Raw genomic sequence first — 14,770 nt, 5'->3', positions numbered from 1 at the left:
CGGATCATTTCTCCGGCACGAGCACCGGCGCGCCCTTGTCCTTCAGCAGCAACACGATGAACTTCGCGGGTTTCGCGAGACTCGCGTTGCGTCCGACCGTGTGCAGGTCGTTCGGGCCTTCGTAGAACGTCTGGCCCGGTTTCAGCGTGACGCGCTCGCCGCCCTTCACCTGCATCACGATCGACCCGTCGACCACGTAGACGAAGGCGGCTGCGTGATGCCGGTGGACGGGGTCGACCGCGCCGGGCGGATACTCGACCGAGATCATCAGCGCTTCCTTGCCCGGATAGCCGTCGAGCGGCTTCGTCATCAACGGCGTGACGATGGCCGGGGGCGCCGCGTGGACGGCGCCGGCGGTGGCGCCCGCGACGACGAGCGCGGCTGCGATGGCATGTTCGAATCGATTCATGGGAGGGATTCCGGTGGCTGCCGCCGGCAGGCGGCCGGCGGCGATGCAGGGCGGCGGCCCGCAGCCGGGCACGGGCATCAGGCGAGATTCGCCTTGTCGAGGCCGTATGCCTTGTCGGCGGAGCCCGGCACGGTGCGGAACGCGACGTTCGCGCGGTTCCAGCCGTTGATCGCCATGACCTCGAACGTGAGGTCCGACAGTTCCTTCTCGGACAGCTGGCCGCGCACGCGATCGTAGACATCGTCCGGCACGCCGTGCTCGGGGAGTTTCGTCAGCACTTCGGTCCATGCGAGCGCGGCCCGCTCGCGCGGCGAGAACAGCGTCGATTCGCGCCACGTCGCCAGATGATGCAGGCGCAGCTCGCGCTCGCCGTGAAGGCGTGCTTCCTTCACGTGCATATCGAGACAGAATGCGCAGCCGTTGATTTGCGAGGCGCGCGCGGACACGAGATCGCGGATCGATTCCTCGATCGCGCTGCTGCGCAGCAGATTGCTGAGTTCGAGGAATTGCCTGAACAGCTCGGGCGATTGATGCATGTAGTTCAGACGCTGCGTCATGATTTCTCCTGGCGACGAAGAGGCTTGCCCGCGCTTGTGCGGGTGTCGTGCGCGGCAGGGCGCCGCGCAAAATCATCTTAGGAGCGCGTGGCGGTGTGCGGTAGCCACGCAGAGGGACGCATCGTGTTGCGCGCGCTGCACCAATCCCGCTTCGAGCGGTGCACGGCGCGTATTTCAGGCTGCAATAGGCGTCGTCGAGCGTCAGTCGGCACCGCTCGCGGCCGCGATGCGCGCGAGCTTGTCGGGGTTGCGCTGCACGAGAATCCGGACGATGCGCGTGCCGTCCGTCTCGAACGACATGGCGGATTCGAGCTGCCCGGCGATGAAGCGCAGCATTGCCCACTCGCCGTTCAGCACGACCGCGCGCATCTCGACGCCGCTGCCGCAGCGCAGCCACGTCGCGTAGAACAGTTGTGCGATGCGGCGACCGCCGACCATCGGTTTCGGAAAGCTCTGCACCTTGCCGCCGCCGTCGCCGATCAGCATCGCATCTTCGGCCAGCAGCGCCTGGATCGACGGGAAGTCGCCTTGCGCGAGCGCATGCGAGAAAGTCTGCAGCAACTGCCGATGCGTTTCGCGCGGCACCCGATAGCGCGGCCGCTCGTCGTCGCGCAGTTGGGCCTTCGCGCGGCTCACGAGCTGCCTGCACGCCGCTGCGGATTTGCCGATCGCATCGGCGATTTCGTCGTAGTCGGCGTCGAACACTTCGCGCAGCAGGAACGCCGCGCGCGCTTCCGGCGTGAGCCGTTCGAGCAGCAGCAGGAACGCGACCGACACGTCGCTCGCGCGCTCGGTCATTTCCTCGGGCGTTGCCGGCGATTCGCCGAGTTCCGGCTCCGGCAGCCAGATGCCGGTGTAATGCTCGCGCCGGATCTTTGCCGCACGCAGGCGGTCGATCGCCGTTCGCGTCGTGACCGCGACGAGCCACGCCTCGCCGTTCTCGATCCCGTCGTGCGCCGCTTCGTGCCAGCGCAGCCAGACGTCCTGCACGATGTCCTCGGCGTCCGCGACGGAGCCGAGCATCCGGTATGCGATCTTTTGCAGCCGCGGGCGCAGTACGTGGAAGAGGTGGGCGTCGTCGCTCATGCCGTCCACACCCCGTCGAAACCGAACGCGACCGGCCCGCTCAGCAACACGCTGCCGGCGCCGTCCCATCGCACGACGACATCCCCGCCATCGCAACTGACCCGCACGGTCTCGTCGAGCAGCCCGCGCCGGATCCCGTTGACCGCCGCGCCGCACGAACACGAGCCCGAGCCGAGCGGCACGCCGCCGCCGCGTTCCCAGATGCGCAGCCGGATATGCGTGCGGCTGACGACCTGCACGACATGCACGTTCGTTTTCAGCGGAAACAGCGGATGCGTTTCGATCGCCGGCCCGAGCGTTTCGATATCGATCGCGCCGGGATCGTCGACGAAGAACGTGCAATGCGGATTGCCCATGTTGCATGCGGCCGGCGCGCCGGGCAGCGGGAGCGCGAGCGTGTCGGCGGCTTCGGCGAGTGGCACGTCCTGCCAGCCGACGCGCGGCGCGCCCATCTCGACCGTGATCAGCCCGTGCGCGTCCTGCGTACAGGAAAGCAGCCCGCGGCTGGTGCGCAGCACGACCGACGCCTCTCCCGTTTCCCGCATCAGCTTCCACGCGATGCCGCGCGTCGCGCTGCCGCAGGTAGCGAGCGCGGAGCCGTCGGGGTTCCAGAACGCGACGCGGGCGGCCGCGTCGTCGCAGTCCGATATCACCGCGAGCTGGTTGAAGCCGATGCCGCAGCGACGGTCGCCCATGCGCCGCACGAGCTCGCGGTCGATGCGGGGCGCGGCGCCCTGGCCGCGCAGGTCGACGACGACGAAGTCGTCGCCGTTCGCGTTCATCTTCTGAAATCCGATCGGCATGGCGGTTCCGGAATCGAGGCACGCAAATACTGTACGTGGCTTGCCGGCAGCGATCAATCGCCGCCCGACGACGCGTCCGTGACACGAAACGACCCACGGCTACGTAATTCTACGTAGCCCCGCATACGTAGTTGTGCGCTTGTAAGCGTCCCCCGTCGCGCGGAATACTACGGCCCACCGCCGCGGCTTCCACGAGACGCGGCACGACGCATCGACGTCACGCGGGTTCGGCGCCTCGCCGGATCCACTCAAAACCACATAGGAGACCAGGAGACGCCATGAATCGGGCTTCCAGTACCCTGCTCTGGATCGCGGTCGCGCTGCTCGGCGCATTCGCATTCGGGACGATCGCACTTGCGCACGGCGAACGCGTCAGCGCGCTCTGGATCGTGATCGCCGCAGTCTGCGTGTATCTGATCGCATATCGCTTCTACAGCCGTTTCATCGCCAGCAAGGTCATGCAGCTCGACGGGCTGCGGATGACGCCGGCCGTGAAATACAACGACGGCCTCGACTACGTACCGACCAACAAGTACGTGCTGTTCGGCCATCACTTCGCCGCGATCGCCGGCGCGGGGCCGCTCGTCGGGCCCGTGCTCGCCGCGCAGATGGGCTACACGCCCGGCATGCTGTGGATCCTGGCCGGCGTCGTGTTCGCCGGCGCGGTGCAGGACTTCATCGTGCTGTTCATCTCGACGCGTCGCGACGGCCGCTCGCTCGGCGACCTCGTCAAGATGGAGCTCGGCACGGTGCCCGGCGTGATCGCGCTGTTCGGCGCGTTCCTGATCATGGTGATCATCCTCGCGGTGCTCGCGCTGATCGTCGTGAAGGCGCTGACGAATTCGCCGTGGGGCACGTTCACCGTCGCCGCGACGATTCCGATCGCGCTGTTCATGGGCGTCTACACGCGCTACATCCGTCCGGGCCGCATCGGCGAAGTGTCGATCATCGGCTTCGTGCTGCTGATGGCGTCGATCGCGTTCGGCCAGACCGTGCACGATTCGCCGACGCTCGCCGCATGGTTCACGTTCAACGGCACGCAGCTCACGTGGATCCTGATCGGCTACGGCTTCGTCGCCTCGGTGCTGCCGGTGTGGCTGCTGCTCGCGCCGCGCGACTACCTGTCGACGTTCCTGAAGATCGGCACGATCCTCGGCCTCGCGATCGGCATACTGGTCGTCGCGCCGGAACTGAAAATGCCCGCGCTGACGAAGTTCGTCGATGGCACCGGCCCGGTGTGGTCGGGCAACCTGTTCCCGTTCCTGTTCATCACGATCGCTTGCGGTGCGGTGTCGGGCTTCCACGCGCTGATCTCGTCGGGCACGACGCCGAAGCTGATCGACAACGAAACCAACGCGCGCTTCATCGGTTACGGCGCGATGCTGATGGAATCGTTCGTCGCGATCATGGCGCTCGTCGCGGCCTGCGTGATCGAGCCGGGCATCTACTTCGCGATGAACGCGCCGGCGGCCGTGCTCGGCTCGACGCCGGAAGCGGTGGCGAACACCGTCACGCAATGGGGCTTCGTGCTGACGCCGGACATGCTCACGCAGACGGCCAAGGCCGTCGGTGAAACGACGATCATCGCGCGCGCGGGCGGCGCGCCGACGCTGGCCGTCGGCATGGCGCACATCCTGCACCAGGTGATCGGCGGCGAAGCGATGATGGCGTTCTGGTATCACTTCGCGATCCTGTTCGAGGCGCTGTTCATCCTGACGGCCGTCGATGCCGGCACGCGCGCGGGCCGCTTCATGCTGCAGGACCTGCTCGGCACGTTCCACCCGGCGCTCAAGCGCACCGAGTCGCTGCCCGCGAACCTCGTCGCCACCGCGCTGTGCGTGGCCGCGTGGGGCTACTTCCTGTATCAGGGCGTGGTCGATCCGCTCGGCGGCATCAACACGCTGTGGCCGCTGTTCGGCATCTCGAACCAGATGCTCGCGGCAATCGCGCTGGTGCTCGGCACCGTCGTGCTGTTCAAGATGAAGCGCGAGCGCTATGCATGGGTGACGATCGTGCCGACCGTGTGGCTCTTGATCTGCACGCTGACGGCCGGCTGGCAGAAGATCTTCGACGCGAATCCGAAGGTCAGCTTCCTCGCGCACGCCGCGAAGCTGCAGGCCGCGGTGGACGAAGGCAAGGTGCTGGCCCCGGCGAAGTCGATCGCGCAGATGCAGCGGATCATCTTCAACGACTACATCGATGCGGCGCTGGCCGGCCTGTTCATCTTCGTCGTCGTGGCGATCGCGGTGTACGGCGTGATTGCCGTGCTGCGCGCGCGCCGCGAGTCGAAGCCGACCGTGCGCGAGACGCCGTACGAGCCGATGCCGGCCGCGCAGGCGCTCGGCAGCGGCCGATAACGGGAGGCCGCGATGTTCAGCGATCTTGGCGGCGACCTGCGCAGCGCGGGGCGTTACCTCGGGCAGGCGTTGCGGCTGATGGTCGGCCTGCCCGACTACGACACCTACGTCGCGCACATGCGCGAAACCCATCCGGACCGCGAGCCGATGACGTACGAGGCATTCTTCCGCGAACGCCAGAACGCGCGGTACGGGTCGGGGGCAGGGAAGTGCTGCTAACCGGGCCGAAGAAGCCGCCCGGTAAGGCCGGCCGGTGACGGACCAGGAAGCGCCGCGAAAGTATTCGCGGCGCTTTTTTCTTTGGGGGCCGGATGATGCGCGCCGCGCGGCGGTCGCGGCGGTGTTTGACCGGCTTCAGCACGGTTTAATCCACCGACCGGTATCATGTGACTCTCTTTTTTTTCGATGAATCCGCGCAGGAGAATCCGCCGTGCATGTCGGTGAGCGTTTCAACAGCATTTCCCATCTCGTCGGCGCGGTGCTGTCGGTGGCAGGGCTGGTCGCGCTGGTGACGATGGGCGCGCTCGACCACGATCCTTACAAGATCGTGAGCTTCAGCGTGTACGGCGCGATGCTGATCCTGCTCTACGCGATCTCGACGCTGTATCACAGCGTGCGCAATCCGCGGCTCAAGGCGATCCTGCAGAAGTGCGACCATTCGGCCATCTATCTGCTGATCGCGGGCAGCTACACGCCGTTCACGCTCGTCACGCTGCGCGGCCCGTGGGGCTGGTCGCTGTTCGGCGTGAGCTGGGGGCTCGCCGCGTTCGGGATCGCGCAGGAACTCACGCTGGGGCGGCGCACGCGCATCGTGTCGATGGTGCTGTACGTGCTGATGGGCTGGCTCGCGCTCGTCGCGATCCGCCCGCTGATCCATGCGCTGCCGCCGGTCGGTGCCATCTGGCTCGTGGCCGGCGGCGTGATCTACAGCGCCGGCATCTACTTCTTCATCAACGACGAGCGCATTCGCCACGGGCACGGCATCTGGCACCTTTTCGTGCTGGCCGGCAGCCTGTGCCAGTTCGTCAGTGTCGCGATGTATGTCGCGTGAGCGGGGCGCCGGGTTGATCCGGTGCGCGCGCTCGCTCATTGCAGGCCGGCCACGTGACTGCCGAAGGCGTGCGCGATATCGATGAGCGCGACGTTGACGATCGACGCGTCGGGCAGCACGAACGTGTAGTTCGCGCAAGCCGCTGCCCCGGTCGTCATGCGCGATCCGCGGCGGGTGAAGCGGCCCGCAGTGCGAGAAAGCCGACCCACCCCCAATAGACGCGATGATGGGCGATGAGCCCGTCGCGCAGATCCATCACTTCGACGAGATCGACCTGATCGCCTTCCGGCGTTTCGCGCGGATATTCCCACGTGAGTTGCCGGCCGTTCGAGAAGAACTGGCCCGTCCGGTACCAGCGCCCGAGTTTGTTTCCCGGATTGCGCAGGCCCGCCGCGAAGAACGCGCCGATCGCCGCCTTGCCGTGCAGCACGCCGGAGCCGTGGTCGGGCAGCGTGGCGACGACGAGTGGCGTTTCGAGTATCGCGTCGTCCGCGTACAGCGACATCAACGCGTCGAGGTCGCGTGCGACGACGGCGGCGTGCCAGTTTTCGTGGATGCGTCGCACATCGGCGTCGGCGTGGGTCATGGCGGGTTCCGGCAAGCGTGGATGACGAAACCACTGTAGCGACGCAACGCCGCCGGACGTTTCAGCTCGGGCCGAAACGTGGATGCCGCGATTATCGGATGCGGCCGCGCACCGGCCGCCGACGGGGCGGCCGGTCAGCCCGCCAGCGCCCCGAGATTCAGCACGTACGACTTGCCGATCCACACCGCGCTGTCGCGATGGTCGCGCAATTCGTCGTTCGTGTTCGGATGCAGGAAGATATCGAGCGCGCCGTGATTCAGCACGAGCCACGGCACGAGGGTGTCGAATTGCGCGGCGCCGAACGCGATCTGGTACGACCACGCCGGGTGCGGGCCGACGAGGCGTTCGTGAAAGCGGCCGAGCTCGATGACCGCGCCGAATCGCGCTTCGACGATCAGGCGAAACGCCCAGGCCGCGTCGCGGCTCGCGGCGTCGAAATAGACGTGTGCGTGCCAACTATCGATGGCAGTGGTGTCGATGGCAGCCATGGCGGGACTCGAGAAGAAAAGGGCATGCGTGAGCGCCGTGACATACGGCGCGATGCGCAATTATCGCGCTTCCTTGTCGGACACGTCTTGTCGTAGCGCGGGATATCGGCGCGATGGGTAGCGCATGGGTCCGACTATCCGGCTCGCGTGCCGCTGTTTTTCGCGTTCGTGTCCGCCTGCATCGCATCGCGTCGAAAGCCGCGCCGGCACGGGCCGCGGCCGCTTCCCGCGCAGGCAATACGTCATTTCAAAAACTGAAAAAACGCGTGATGCGCGACTGCGTATCGTCTGGAAAAACGCGATCAGGTCATTGAATGAAATAGAGAAATTCCGGTTCGGCAGCATTGGCGAATCACGCGGATCGCGGCCCGGATTGTCGCGCCGAAAATATCAATTGCGGAATCGGTTATTCAAGCGCATTGCGACGCGACATACGATGACTGCACAGCATCGACGACGATCGATGCGAACGCAACCATCTGGAGGCCACGATGCGATCCCTCGTTTCCCTTGCCGCCCTGTCCGTTACGCTTGCCGCGCTGCCCGCCGCGAGCTTCGCACAGGCAGCCAATACCGAATGGCAGCCGAATGCCGCGCCGTTGAACTGGTCGGCGGCACGTGCCGAAACCGACGTGCAACTGATGCAGATGACGCGCGCCGGTTTTCGCGCGACGACGGCGGGCAACCAGAACTATCCGCTCGCGATGCAACGCGCGCTGGAGCGGGTGAGAAACCCGGTGCCCGACCGCTCGCGCGAGGAGAAGGCCGCGATGCAAGCGCGTGCGGCCGGCGCCGCGCAAGGCGGCCATCCGGTGCAGGCGTTCTTCGTGAAGACCGCGTACTACCTGAAGGGCGAGAACACGTTCTGATGCGGGAGACACGTATGGGATGCCCGAACCGATTCCCCGGCGTGTCGTGCGCGCCGGCACTGCGCCGGTTTCACGGCGAGCGTGCGACGTGGCGGCGGGCCGACGCGTACGACGCGTACGACGCGCGGCGTCGGGCGAACGGCCGGCGGGACGCGAGCCGCGGTGCTGTCGCGTGCCGCACGGCATGGCCGGTGTTGATCGCGGACGATGCGTTCGCAAGCGAGTGCGAATCATGAAGGCTGTCCGAAAAGGCCGCCGGCACGCACCGCTGACCCGCGAATGGCTGCTGCCGCTGCCGCCCGCGCACGTGCGCGACATCTCGTTGAAGTGCCACATGGCGCTCGTCGCGCTGCGTGGCGAGCACGGCAGCGAAACGTTGCTGATGCGGTTGCGCACGAGCGTCTATCTGGTGTTCCTCGCGCTCGACGACGACGTATGCGCCGAGGCGAACATCGACCTGTGCGTCGAGGCGGAGCGCGTGCTCGACGCGAGCGTGGCGCGTGCCGCGCAAAGCGGCGTATGGACGCTGCAGGACGATGAATGCGCGGTGCTCGAACGCGTGCTTGCCGCGAACGACGCATGCGTCGCGACGCTCACGCGGCATCGGCTGGCCGAGCTGTGGCGTCATGTGTGCGCGTTCGCATCCGCCGGGCAGCCGGCACTGGTCGAGCAGGCGGCATCGAAGATGCGGGAACCGGCCGTTCTGCATTGAGCGGCTGCAACGCGACCGGCTCCGGAGGCCGACGCGTGCCGTCCAGGGTCATCGCGGCAGCCCGACGCGTTCGGGCGATGACGATCCATCCTCGCGTGCGCGACGATCGTGCGTGTCGGCGCGAACGCATTCGTTTCGGTCAGGAGGCGCGATGGCGCTATACAGGATCGGCGGCTACTTCAGGTGCGGAAGCGGCCGCGCATTCAGCGAGGATCTGCTGCCCGGCAGCAGGGTGACGGTGGCGGGCATCTATCGGTGCACCGTGTGCGGCGACGAAATCGGCATCGCGAAGTCGCAGACGCTGCCGTCCGACGACGCGCATCGGCACGATCTCGACCCGCCGTCCGACCCGCTGCTCGATCGCGGGCCGACCGCGTGGCAACTGATCGCGGCGGCGGAGTCGCGGCACTAGGCGGGCGAGGTTCGCAGGCGCATGCGCGAACGCGCGTGCTGCCCCACGACGGCTGCCGACAAAACAAAAGCGCCACGGAGCGAACTCCGTGGCGCTTCTTCGTTGCCCGCTTGCGCGCAGGCGTGAGCCTGCCGCGCAGCGCAACGCGCTTAAGCCGCCGTTGCCGGCTTCGCCGGTTTCTGCAGTTTGCCCTTGCCGGCGCGCTGGATTTCGTCGAGCTTGATCTCGACGTGGCGCGAGAACACGTACTCGGCCGGACGCTGCTTTGCGATCGAGATGTCCGGTGCGAACGGGCCGTCGGTCTTGATGCCCTTCTTGCTCACGCGCAGCGCCTTCAGCGGATGCGAGATCGTGTCCATCACGGCGGTGGCTTCGAAGCCGCAGTGGACCATGCAGTCCGCGCACTTCTCGTAGTTGCCGACGCCGTAGTTGTCCCAGTTCGTGTCTTCCATCAGTTCCTTGAAGGTCTTCACGTAACCTTCGCCGACCAGATAGCACGGCTTCTGCCAGCCGAACACGGTACGCGCCGGGTTGCCCCACGGCGTGCACTTGTACGTCTGGTTGCCGGCCAGGAAGTCGAGGAACAGCGACGACTGGCTGAACGACCAGCGCTTGCCGCCTTCGCCGCGCTTCAGGATTTCGCGGAACAGGTTCTTCGTCTTGTCGCGGTTCAGGAAGTGCTGCTGATCCGGCGCGCGCTCGTACGCGTAGCCCGGCGACACCGTGATGCCGTCGACGCCGATCGGCCCCAGCGTGTCGAAGAACTTCGCGACGCGCTCGGGGATCGCATCGTTGAACAGCGTGCAGTTGATGTTCACGCGGAAGCCGCGGCGCTTCGCTTCCTTGATGGCCGCGACTGCCTTGTCGTACACGCCTTCCTGCGATACGGAATGGTCGTGCATGTCCTTGTCGCCGTCGAGGTGGACCGACCAGACGAAATACGGATTCGGCGCGTAGTCGTCCATCTTCTTTTCCATCAGCAGCGCGTTCGTGCACAGGTACACGAACTTCTTGCGCTTCATGATGCCCTTGACGATTTCCGGCATCTCCTTGTGGAGCAGCGGCTCGCCGCCGGCGATCGACACGATGGGCGCGCCGCACTCGTCGACGGCTTCCAGGCATTCCTCGATGGACAGGCGCTGGTTCAGGATCGGGTCCGGATAATCGATCTTGCCGCAGCCGTTACAGGCGAGGTTGCAGCGGAACAGCGGCTCGAGCATCAGCGCGAGCGGATAGCGTTTGTTGCCGGACAGGTGTTGGCGCATGATGTATGCGCCGACGCGGACTTGCTGGAGCAGCGGAATAGACAAGAGATGTCCTCCTTAAACTTCGCGGGCGACAGCTTGCGTAAGCTTCGCCGGCAACTTGAATTCGACTTTTTCCTCACGGCCCGCCATCGTCGCGACATCGACGGGCCCCAGCGCGCGCAGCGCACTGATTACATCCTCAACCATTTCCTCGGGTGCCGACGCGCCGGCGGTCAGGCCGACCGTCTGCACGCCCGCGAACCATTCGGCTTTCACTTCCGAGCCGTCGGCGACGAGATAGCTCGGCACGCCGCTTTCGGTGCCGATCTCGCGCAGGCGGTTCGAGTTCGAGCTGTTCGTCGCACCGACGACCAGCAGCACGTCGACCTGCTCGCTCAGTTCGCGCACGGCGGCCTGGCGGTTTTGCGTCGCGTAGCAGATGTCGCGGGTGTCCGGGCCGACGATGTCGGTGAACCGGCGCTGCAGCGCTTCGATGATGCCGCGCGTGTCGTCGACCGACAGCGTCGTCTGCGTGACGTATGCGACCGGCGTATCGACCGGCAGCGTCAGCGTGCCGACTTCGGCTTCGCTCTGCACGAGGATCACCTCGGCCGGAATCTGGCCGATCGTGCCCTCGACTTCCGGATGGCCCGCATGGCCGATCAGGATCAGCCGGCGGCCCGCCGCGACGTATTGCCGGCCCTGCACGTGCACTTTCGTGACGAGCGGGCAGGTGGCGTCGAGCACGTCGAGCCCGCGCGTTTGCGCATCGCGCTCGACCGTCTGGGCGACACCGTGTGCGCTGAAGATCGCCACGGCGCCATGCGGCACCTCGTCGAGCTCCTCAACGAATCGCGCCCCTTTATTACGCAGATTTTCGACGACATGCCGGTTATGCACGATTTCGTGACGCACATAGACCGGCGAGCCGTGCTGTTGCAGCGCGCGATCGACGATCTCGATCGCACGGACAACCCCCGCACAAAAGCCGCGGGGCTGGGCAAGGATGACTCGCATAAGTGAGCGAACTCCGACGACAGACGCCGGGGTTCGAGGAGCTGGCACTGCCCGCTCGCCCCGGCTTGATGTTATGAAGGCAGGAAACGAACCGGCCTAGCCAGGCCTCGGAACCCCGAATTAATCGCGCATTTTAACTCTATCGGGCCGTCCTTGCTTTGGCGCTGTATCGGCGCTGTTGCAATCGCCGCAGAGCCCCGTCGGCGCTCACGGGCGCGGAACCCGGTAAACTGCGCGGTTTCGCGGGCGGCCCGTCCGGCTGCCCGGCGTCGCGCTCATTTCAAGGCCATTCGATGACCGTCGATTCCTACGCATATTGCCCTGCCGCCCGTGCGGATTCGGGCGTTTTCACTCCGACCCCGATTGAACGGACCGGCACCCGGCAGGAGGTGTGCCGATGATGCTCGCGATGACCTTCCTGGTGTCCGGCCTGTCGCTGCTGATCTGGATCGTGCTGCTCGTCGCACGCGGCGGCTTCTGGCGTGCGCGCCCGGCGCGGGCGTTGCCGCCCGACGCGCGCGGCGCTGCCGCCGAAGCCGGCTGGCCGGCCGTCGTCGCGGTCGTGCCGGCGCGCAACGAGGTCGACGTCATCGCCCGCGCGGCGACGTCGCTGCTCGAGCAGGATTATCCGGGCGAGTTTCACCTGATCATCGTGGACGACCACAGCGACGACGGCACGGCCGACGCCGCTCGCGCGGCCGCGCTCGCGATCAACCGCGCCGACCGCCTGACGGTGCTGGCCGCGAAGCCGTTGCCGGCCGGCTGGTCGGGCAAGGTGTGGGCGCAGTCGCAGGGCATCGCGGCGGTGCGTACGCTCGGGCTGCCGGCCGACTACCTGCTGCTGACGGATGCCGACATCGGCCATCCGCCCGACGCGGTGGCCCAGCTCGTCACGCGCGCGCAGGCCGAGCAGCGCGATCTGGTGTCGCTGATGGTGCGGCTGCGCTGCGATTCGTTCTGGGAAAAGGCGCTGATCCCGGCCTTCGTGTTCTTCTTCGCGAAGCTCTACCCGTTCTCGTGGATCAACAATCCGCGCAACCGGACGGCCGGCGCCGCCGGCGGCTGCATGCTCGTCAAGCGCACCGCGCTCGAGGAGGCGGGCGGCATCGAATCGATCCGCGGCGCGCTGATCGACGACTGCAGCCTCGCCGCGCAGATCAAGCATCGCGGCAGCGGCCGGCATCCGATCCGGCTCGACCTGGCCGACCGCAGCGTGTCGCTGCGCCCGTACGACAGCTGGCGCGACATCTGGAACATGATCGCGCGCACCGCGTTCACCCAGCTCCACTATTCGCCGCTGCTGCTCGCCGGCACGCTGCTCGGGATGACGATCATCTATCTCGTGCCGCCGGTCGCCGCGCTCGTGTACGGCGCGCGCGCATGGCCGGCGTGGCTCGCATGGGCGTCGATGTGCACCGCGTATGCGCCGATGCTGCGCTACTACCGGCGCTCGCCGCTGTGGGCGCCCGCGCTGCCGCTCGTCGCGCTGTTCTACGTCGGCGCGACGTTCGCGTCCGCGTGGCGCTACTGGCGCGGCAAGGGCGGCCAGTGGAAGGCGCGCGTGCAGGCGCCGGTGGATCACTGAGCGGCGGCCGGCGCAGGCCGGCCGTCCGCCCCCGGACGTCGGAAAGCAGACAGCCCGACCGGTGCGAACCGGCCGGGCTGTTTCGTTTGCGGCGCGGGCCGCGCGTGCTTACCGCTGCGTCAGCATCATGTACATCTGGACCACGACGTCCGGCGAGAACGTGAACGGCACCCAGCCGTAGCCGGTGTGGCGCGCGACCAGCAGGCGATCGCCGTTCGACTGCTTCTGCACGGCCATCATCGGGTTCTTCGTCGTCACGAAGCGCCAGCCGGCCGGGATGCCCGGCGGCGGCTCCGGCTGCATCGACGCGCGCGCATGCGCGAGCTCCTCGATCAGCTGGCCCAGTTGCTCCGGGTGCAGCGTGATCGACTGGCCGTTGACGGTCAGCGTCAGCTCGTTTTGCGACGGGCGGGCGACGTGCAGCGTCGATTTGTCTGCTGCGGCTTCAGTTGTTTCGGCTGCTTCGGCTGCGGGGGCGACTTCGATCGCGGCGCCTGCGTTCGCCTGCGCTGCGTCGGCGGCGTCGGCTGCAACCGGTGCGGCTGCCTCCCCGGCCGGCTCGGCAGCCGGTTCGACGACTTCGGCGGCGACGGCCGCTGCCGTTGCGTCCGCCGGCGCTGCGGCAGTCGCCGCGGCTTCCTTCACGACGGCTTCGACCAGCGCTTCCGCGTCGGCGATGGCCTTCGTGTGGCGCTCGGCGGCCGCTTCAGCCTGCGCGATCGCTTCGGCGTGACGCTGCGTGACGGCTTCGGCCGCGGCGGTCGCGTCCGCATGCTGCTTCGCGGCGGCTTCGGCTTGCGCGATCGCTTCGGTGTGGCGTTGCGTGATGGCTTCGGCCTCGGCGGTCGCGTCGACGTGACGCTGCGCGGCGGCTTCCGCTTCGGCGATGGCTTGCGCGTGACGCTGCGCGAGCGCTTCGGCTTCGGCGATCGCGGCGGCGTGGCGCTGCGTCGCGGCCTCGGCTTCGGCGATCGCTTCCGCGTGCCGCTTCGCGGCGGCGTCGGCCTCGGCCGTGGCCGCGGCATGGCGCTGCGCGGCGGCGTCCGCTTCGGTCGCGGCGGCGTGATGGCGCTGGGCGGCCGCCTCGGCTTCGGCGATCGCGGTCGCATGACGCTGCGACGCGGCTTCGGCATCCGCGTGACGCTGGGCGAGCGCTTCGGTCAGCGCGGTCGCTTCGGCGTGACGCTGGACAGCGGCTTCGGCTTGCGCGGCGGCGTCGTTGTGGCGTTGGGCGGCGGCTTCGGCCGTGGCGGTCGCGTCGACGTGGCGCTGCTGCGCGGCCTCGGCCTGCGCGGCGGCAGCCGTGTGGCGCTGCTCGGCGGCCCGCGCTTCGGTTTCCGCCGCGGCGTGACGTTCGGCGGCGGCCCGGGCTTCCGCCGCGGCGGCGCGCGCGAACGCTTCCGCGCTGCGTGCCGCCTGCTGCGCGGCGTGGTGATCGTGGAGGAGCTGATCGACGCCCGCGGTGAGCGAATCGATCTGTTCGTTCAGGTTCATGCGTGTCTTCTCTGCGTAAGACCCGCGATTTTAACCGCTGCGCCGGTGCCGGACCGTCAGCGACGTGTAACAAAGTGCGCAAAGCGGCGTGAAGCAC

17 protein-coding genes are annotated in these 14,770 nt (G+C 67.4%); 7 read left to right on the top strand and 10 right to left on the bottom strand.

Features of this window, described 5'->3' with window-relative positions:
• Positions 1 to 4: 4 nt before the first annotated feature.
• From DCN14_RS14125 to dapF, 4 genes are all read right to left on the bottom strand, one after another.
• On the bottom strand, positions 5 to 409 hold the full coding sequence (locus tag DCN14_RS14125; RefSeq protein WP_096507856.1) for a cupin domain-containing protein: 405 nt from the start codon (positions 407 to 409) through the stop codon (positions 5 to 7).
• A gap of 77 nt (positions 410 to 486) precedes the next feature.
• Positions 487 to 966 (bottom strand): carboxymuconolactone decarboxylase family protein, encoded by a 480-nt coding sequence (locus tag DCN14_RS14120; RefSeq protein WP_096507855.1) that lies wholly within the window; start codon positions 964 to 966, stop codon positions 487 to 489.
• 201 nt (positions 967 to 1,167) lie between these two features.
• Positions 1,168 to 2,052, bottom strand: a complete 885-nt coding sequence (locus DCN14_RS14115; protein WP_096507879.1) for an RNA polymerase sigma-70 factor — start codon at positions 2,050 to 2,052, stop codon at positions 1,168 to 1,170.
• Positions 2,049 to 2,855 carry a diaminopimelate epimerase gene (gene dapF, locus DCN14_RS14110; protein WP_096507854.1) on the bottom strand — a complete coding sequence of 269 codons (807 nt, stop codon included), beginning with the start codon at positions 2,853 to 2,855 and terminating at the stop codon, positions 2,049 to 2,051. Before dapF ends, DCN14_RS14115 begins: the two co-directional genes overlap by 4 nt.
• 278 nt (positions 2,856 to 3,133) lie before the next feature.
• Between dapF and DCN14_RS14105 the strand changes: the two genes are divergently transcribed.
• From DCN14_RS14105 to DCN14_RS14095, 3 genes are all read left to right on the top strand, one after another.
• Positions 3,134 to 5,212: a carbon starvation CstA family protein gene (locus DCN14_RS14105; RefSeq protein ID WP_096507853.1), complete on the top strand. Its 2,079-nt coding sequence runs from the start codon at positions 3,134 to 3,136 to the stop codon at positions 5,210 to 5,212.
• A gap of 12 nt (positions 5,213 to 5,224) precedes the next feature.
• On the top strand, positions 5,225 to 5,431 hold the full coding sequence (locus DCN14_RS14100; protein WP_096507852.1) for a YbdD/YjiX family protein: 207 nt from the start codon (positions 5,225 to 5,227) through the stop codon (positions 5,429 to 5,431).
• Positions 5,432 to 5,642: 211 nt separating this feature from the next.
• The gene (locus DCN14_RS14095; protein WP_096507851.1) at positions 5,643 to 6,263 is read left to right on the top strand and encodes a hemolysin III family protein; all 621 of its coding nucleotides are present in this window, start codon (positions 5,643 to 5,645) and stop codon (positions 6,261 to 6,263) included.
• A gap of 35 nt (positions 6,264 to 6,298) precedes the next feature.
• Here the strand turns inward: DCN14_RS14095 and DCN14_RS39025 are convergent, their stop codons facing one another.
• The 3 genes from DCN14_RS39025 to DCN14_RS14085 all read right to left on the bottom strand — a co-directional run bounded on the left by DCN14_RS39025 (position 6,299) and on the right by DCN14_RS14085 (position 7,337).
• Positions 6,299 to 6,421 carry a hypothetical protein gene (locus tag DCN14_RS39025; RefSeq protein ID WP_275896815.1) on the bottom strand — a complete coding sequence of 41 codons (123 nt, stop codon included), beginning with the start codon at positions 6,419 to 6,421 and terminating at the stop codon, positions 6,299 to 6,301.
• On the bottom strand, positions 6,418 to 6,849 hold the full coding sequence (locus DCN14_RS14090; protein ID WP_096507850.1) for a nuclear transport factor 2 family protein: 432 nt from the start codon (positions 6,847 to 6,849) through the stop codon (positions 6,418 to 6,420). The genes DCN14_RS39025 and DCN14_RS14090 overlap by 4 nt, the downstream gene beginning before the upstream one ends.
• 134 nt (positions 6,850 to 6,983) lie before the next feature.
• Positions 6,984 to 7,337, bottom strand: coding sequence for a DOPA 4,5-dioxygenase family protein (locus DCN14_RS14085; RefSeq protein ID WP_096507878.1), 354 nt, complete (start codon positions 7,335 to 7,337; stop codon positions 6,984 to 6,986).
• Between the two features lie 491 nt (positions 7,338 to 7,828).
• On the opposite strand from DCN14_RS14085, the gene DCN14_RS14080 reads away from it, so the two are divergent.
• From DCN14_RS14080 to DCN14_RS14070, 3 genes are all read left to right on the top strand, one after another.
• Positions 7,829 to 8,206, top strand: a complete 378-nt coding sequence (locus tag DCN14_RS14080) for a hypothetical protein (RefSeq protein ID WP_096507849.1) — start codon at positions 7,829 to 7,831, stop codon at positions 8,204 to 8,206.
• Positions 8,207 to 8,438: 232 nt separating this feature from the next.
• The gene (locus tag DCN14_RS37965; protein ID WP_096507847.1) at positions 8,439 to 8,918 is read left to right on the top strand and encodes a hypothetical protein; all 480 of its coding nucleotides are present in this window, start codon (positions 8,439 to 8,441) and stop codon (positions 8,916 to 8,918) included.
• Between the two features lie 151 nt (positions 8,919 to 9,069).
• Positions 9,070 to 9,330, top strand: coding sequence for a hypothetical protein (locus DCN14_RS14070; protein WP_096507846.1), 261 nt, complete (start codon positions 9,070 to 9,072; stop codon positions 9,328 to 9,330).
• A 149-nt stretch (positions 9,331 to 9,479) separates the two neighbouring features.
• On the opposite strand, the gene hpnH is transcribed toward DCN14_RS14070, so the two are convergent.
• Together hpnH and ispH are read right to left on the bottom strand one after the other, a co-directional pair.
• Positions 9,480 to 10,640, bottom strand: coding sequence for an adenosyl-hopene transferase HpnH (hpnH, locus tag DCN14_RS14065; protein WP_096507845.1), 1,161 nt, complete (start codon positions 10,638 to 10,640; stop codon positions 9,480 to 9,482).
• A 12-nt stretch (positions 10,641 to 10,652) separates the two neighbouring features.
• On the bottom strand, positions 10,653 to 11,594 hold the full coding sequence (gene ispH / locus DCN14_RS14060) for a 4-hydroxy-3-methylbut-2-enyl diphosphate reductase (RefSeq protein ID WP_096507844.1): 942 nt from the start codon (positions 11,592 to 11,594) through the stop codon (positions 10,653 to 10,655).
• Positions 11,595 to 11,991: 397 nt separating this feature from the next.
• On the opposite strand from ispH, the gene DCN14_RS14050 reads away from it, so the two are divergent.
• On the top strand, positions 11,992 to 13,179 hold the full coding sequence (locus DCN14_RS14050; RefSeq protein WP_096507842.1) for a glycosyltransferase: 1,188 nt from the start codon (positions 11,992 to 11,994) through the stop codon (positions 13,177 to 13,179).
• A gap of 108 nt (positions 13,180 to 13,287) precedes the next feature.
• Here DCN14_RS14050 and DCN14_RS14045 read toward each other — a convergent pair whose 3' ends face one another.
• Positions 13,288 to 14,673, bottom strand: coding sequence for a phage tail protein (locus DCN14_RS14045; RefSeq protein WP_096507841.1), 1,386 nt, complete (start codon positions 14,671 to 14,673; stop codon positions 13,288 to 13,290).
• Between the last annotated feature and the right edge of the window lie 97 nt (positions 14,674 to 14,770).

It is taken from the genome of Burkholderia sp. IDO3, from assembly GCF_003366075.1.
Lineage (GTDB): Bacteria > Pseudomonadota > Gammaproteobacteria > Burkholderiales > Burkholderiaceae > Burkholderia > Burkholderia anthina.
The sequence above is the reverse complement of the archived record's forward strand: the minus strand, read 5'-3'. Positions and strand labels throughout refer to the sequence as shown.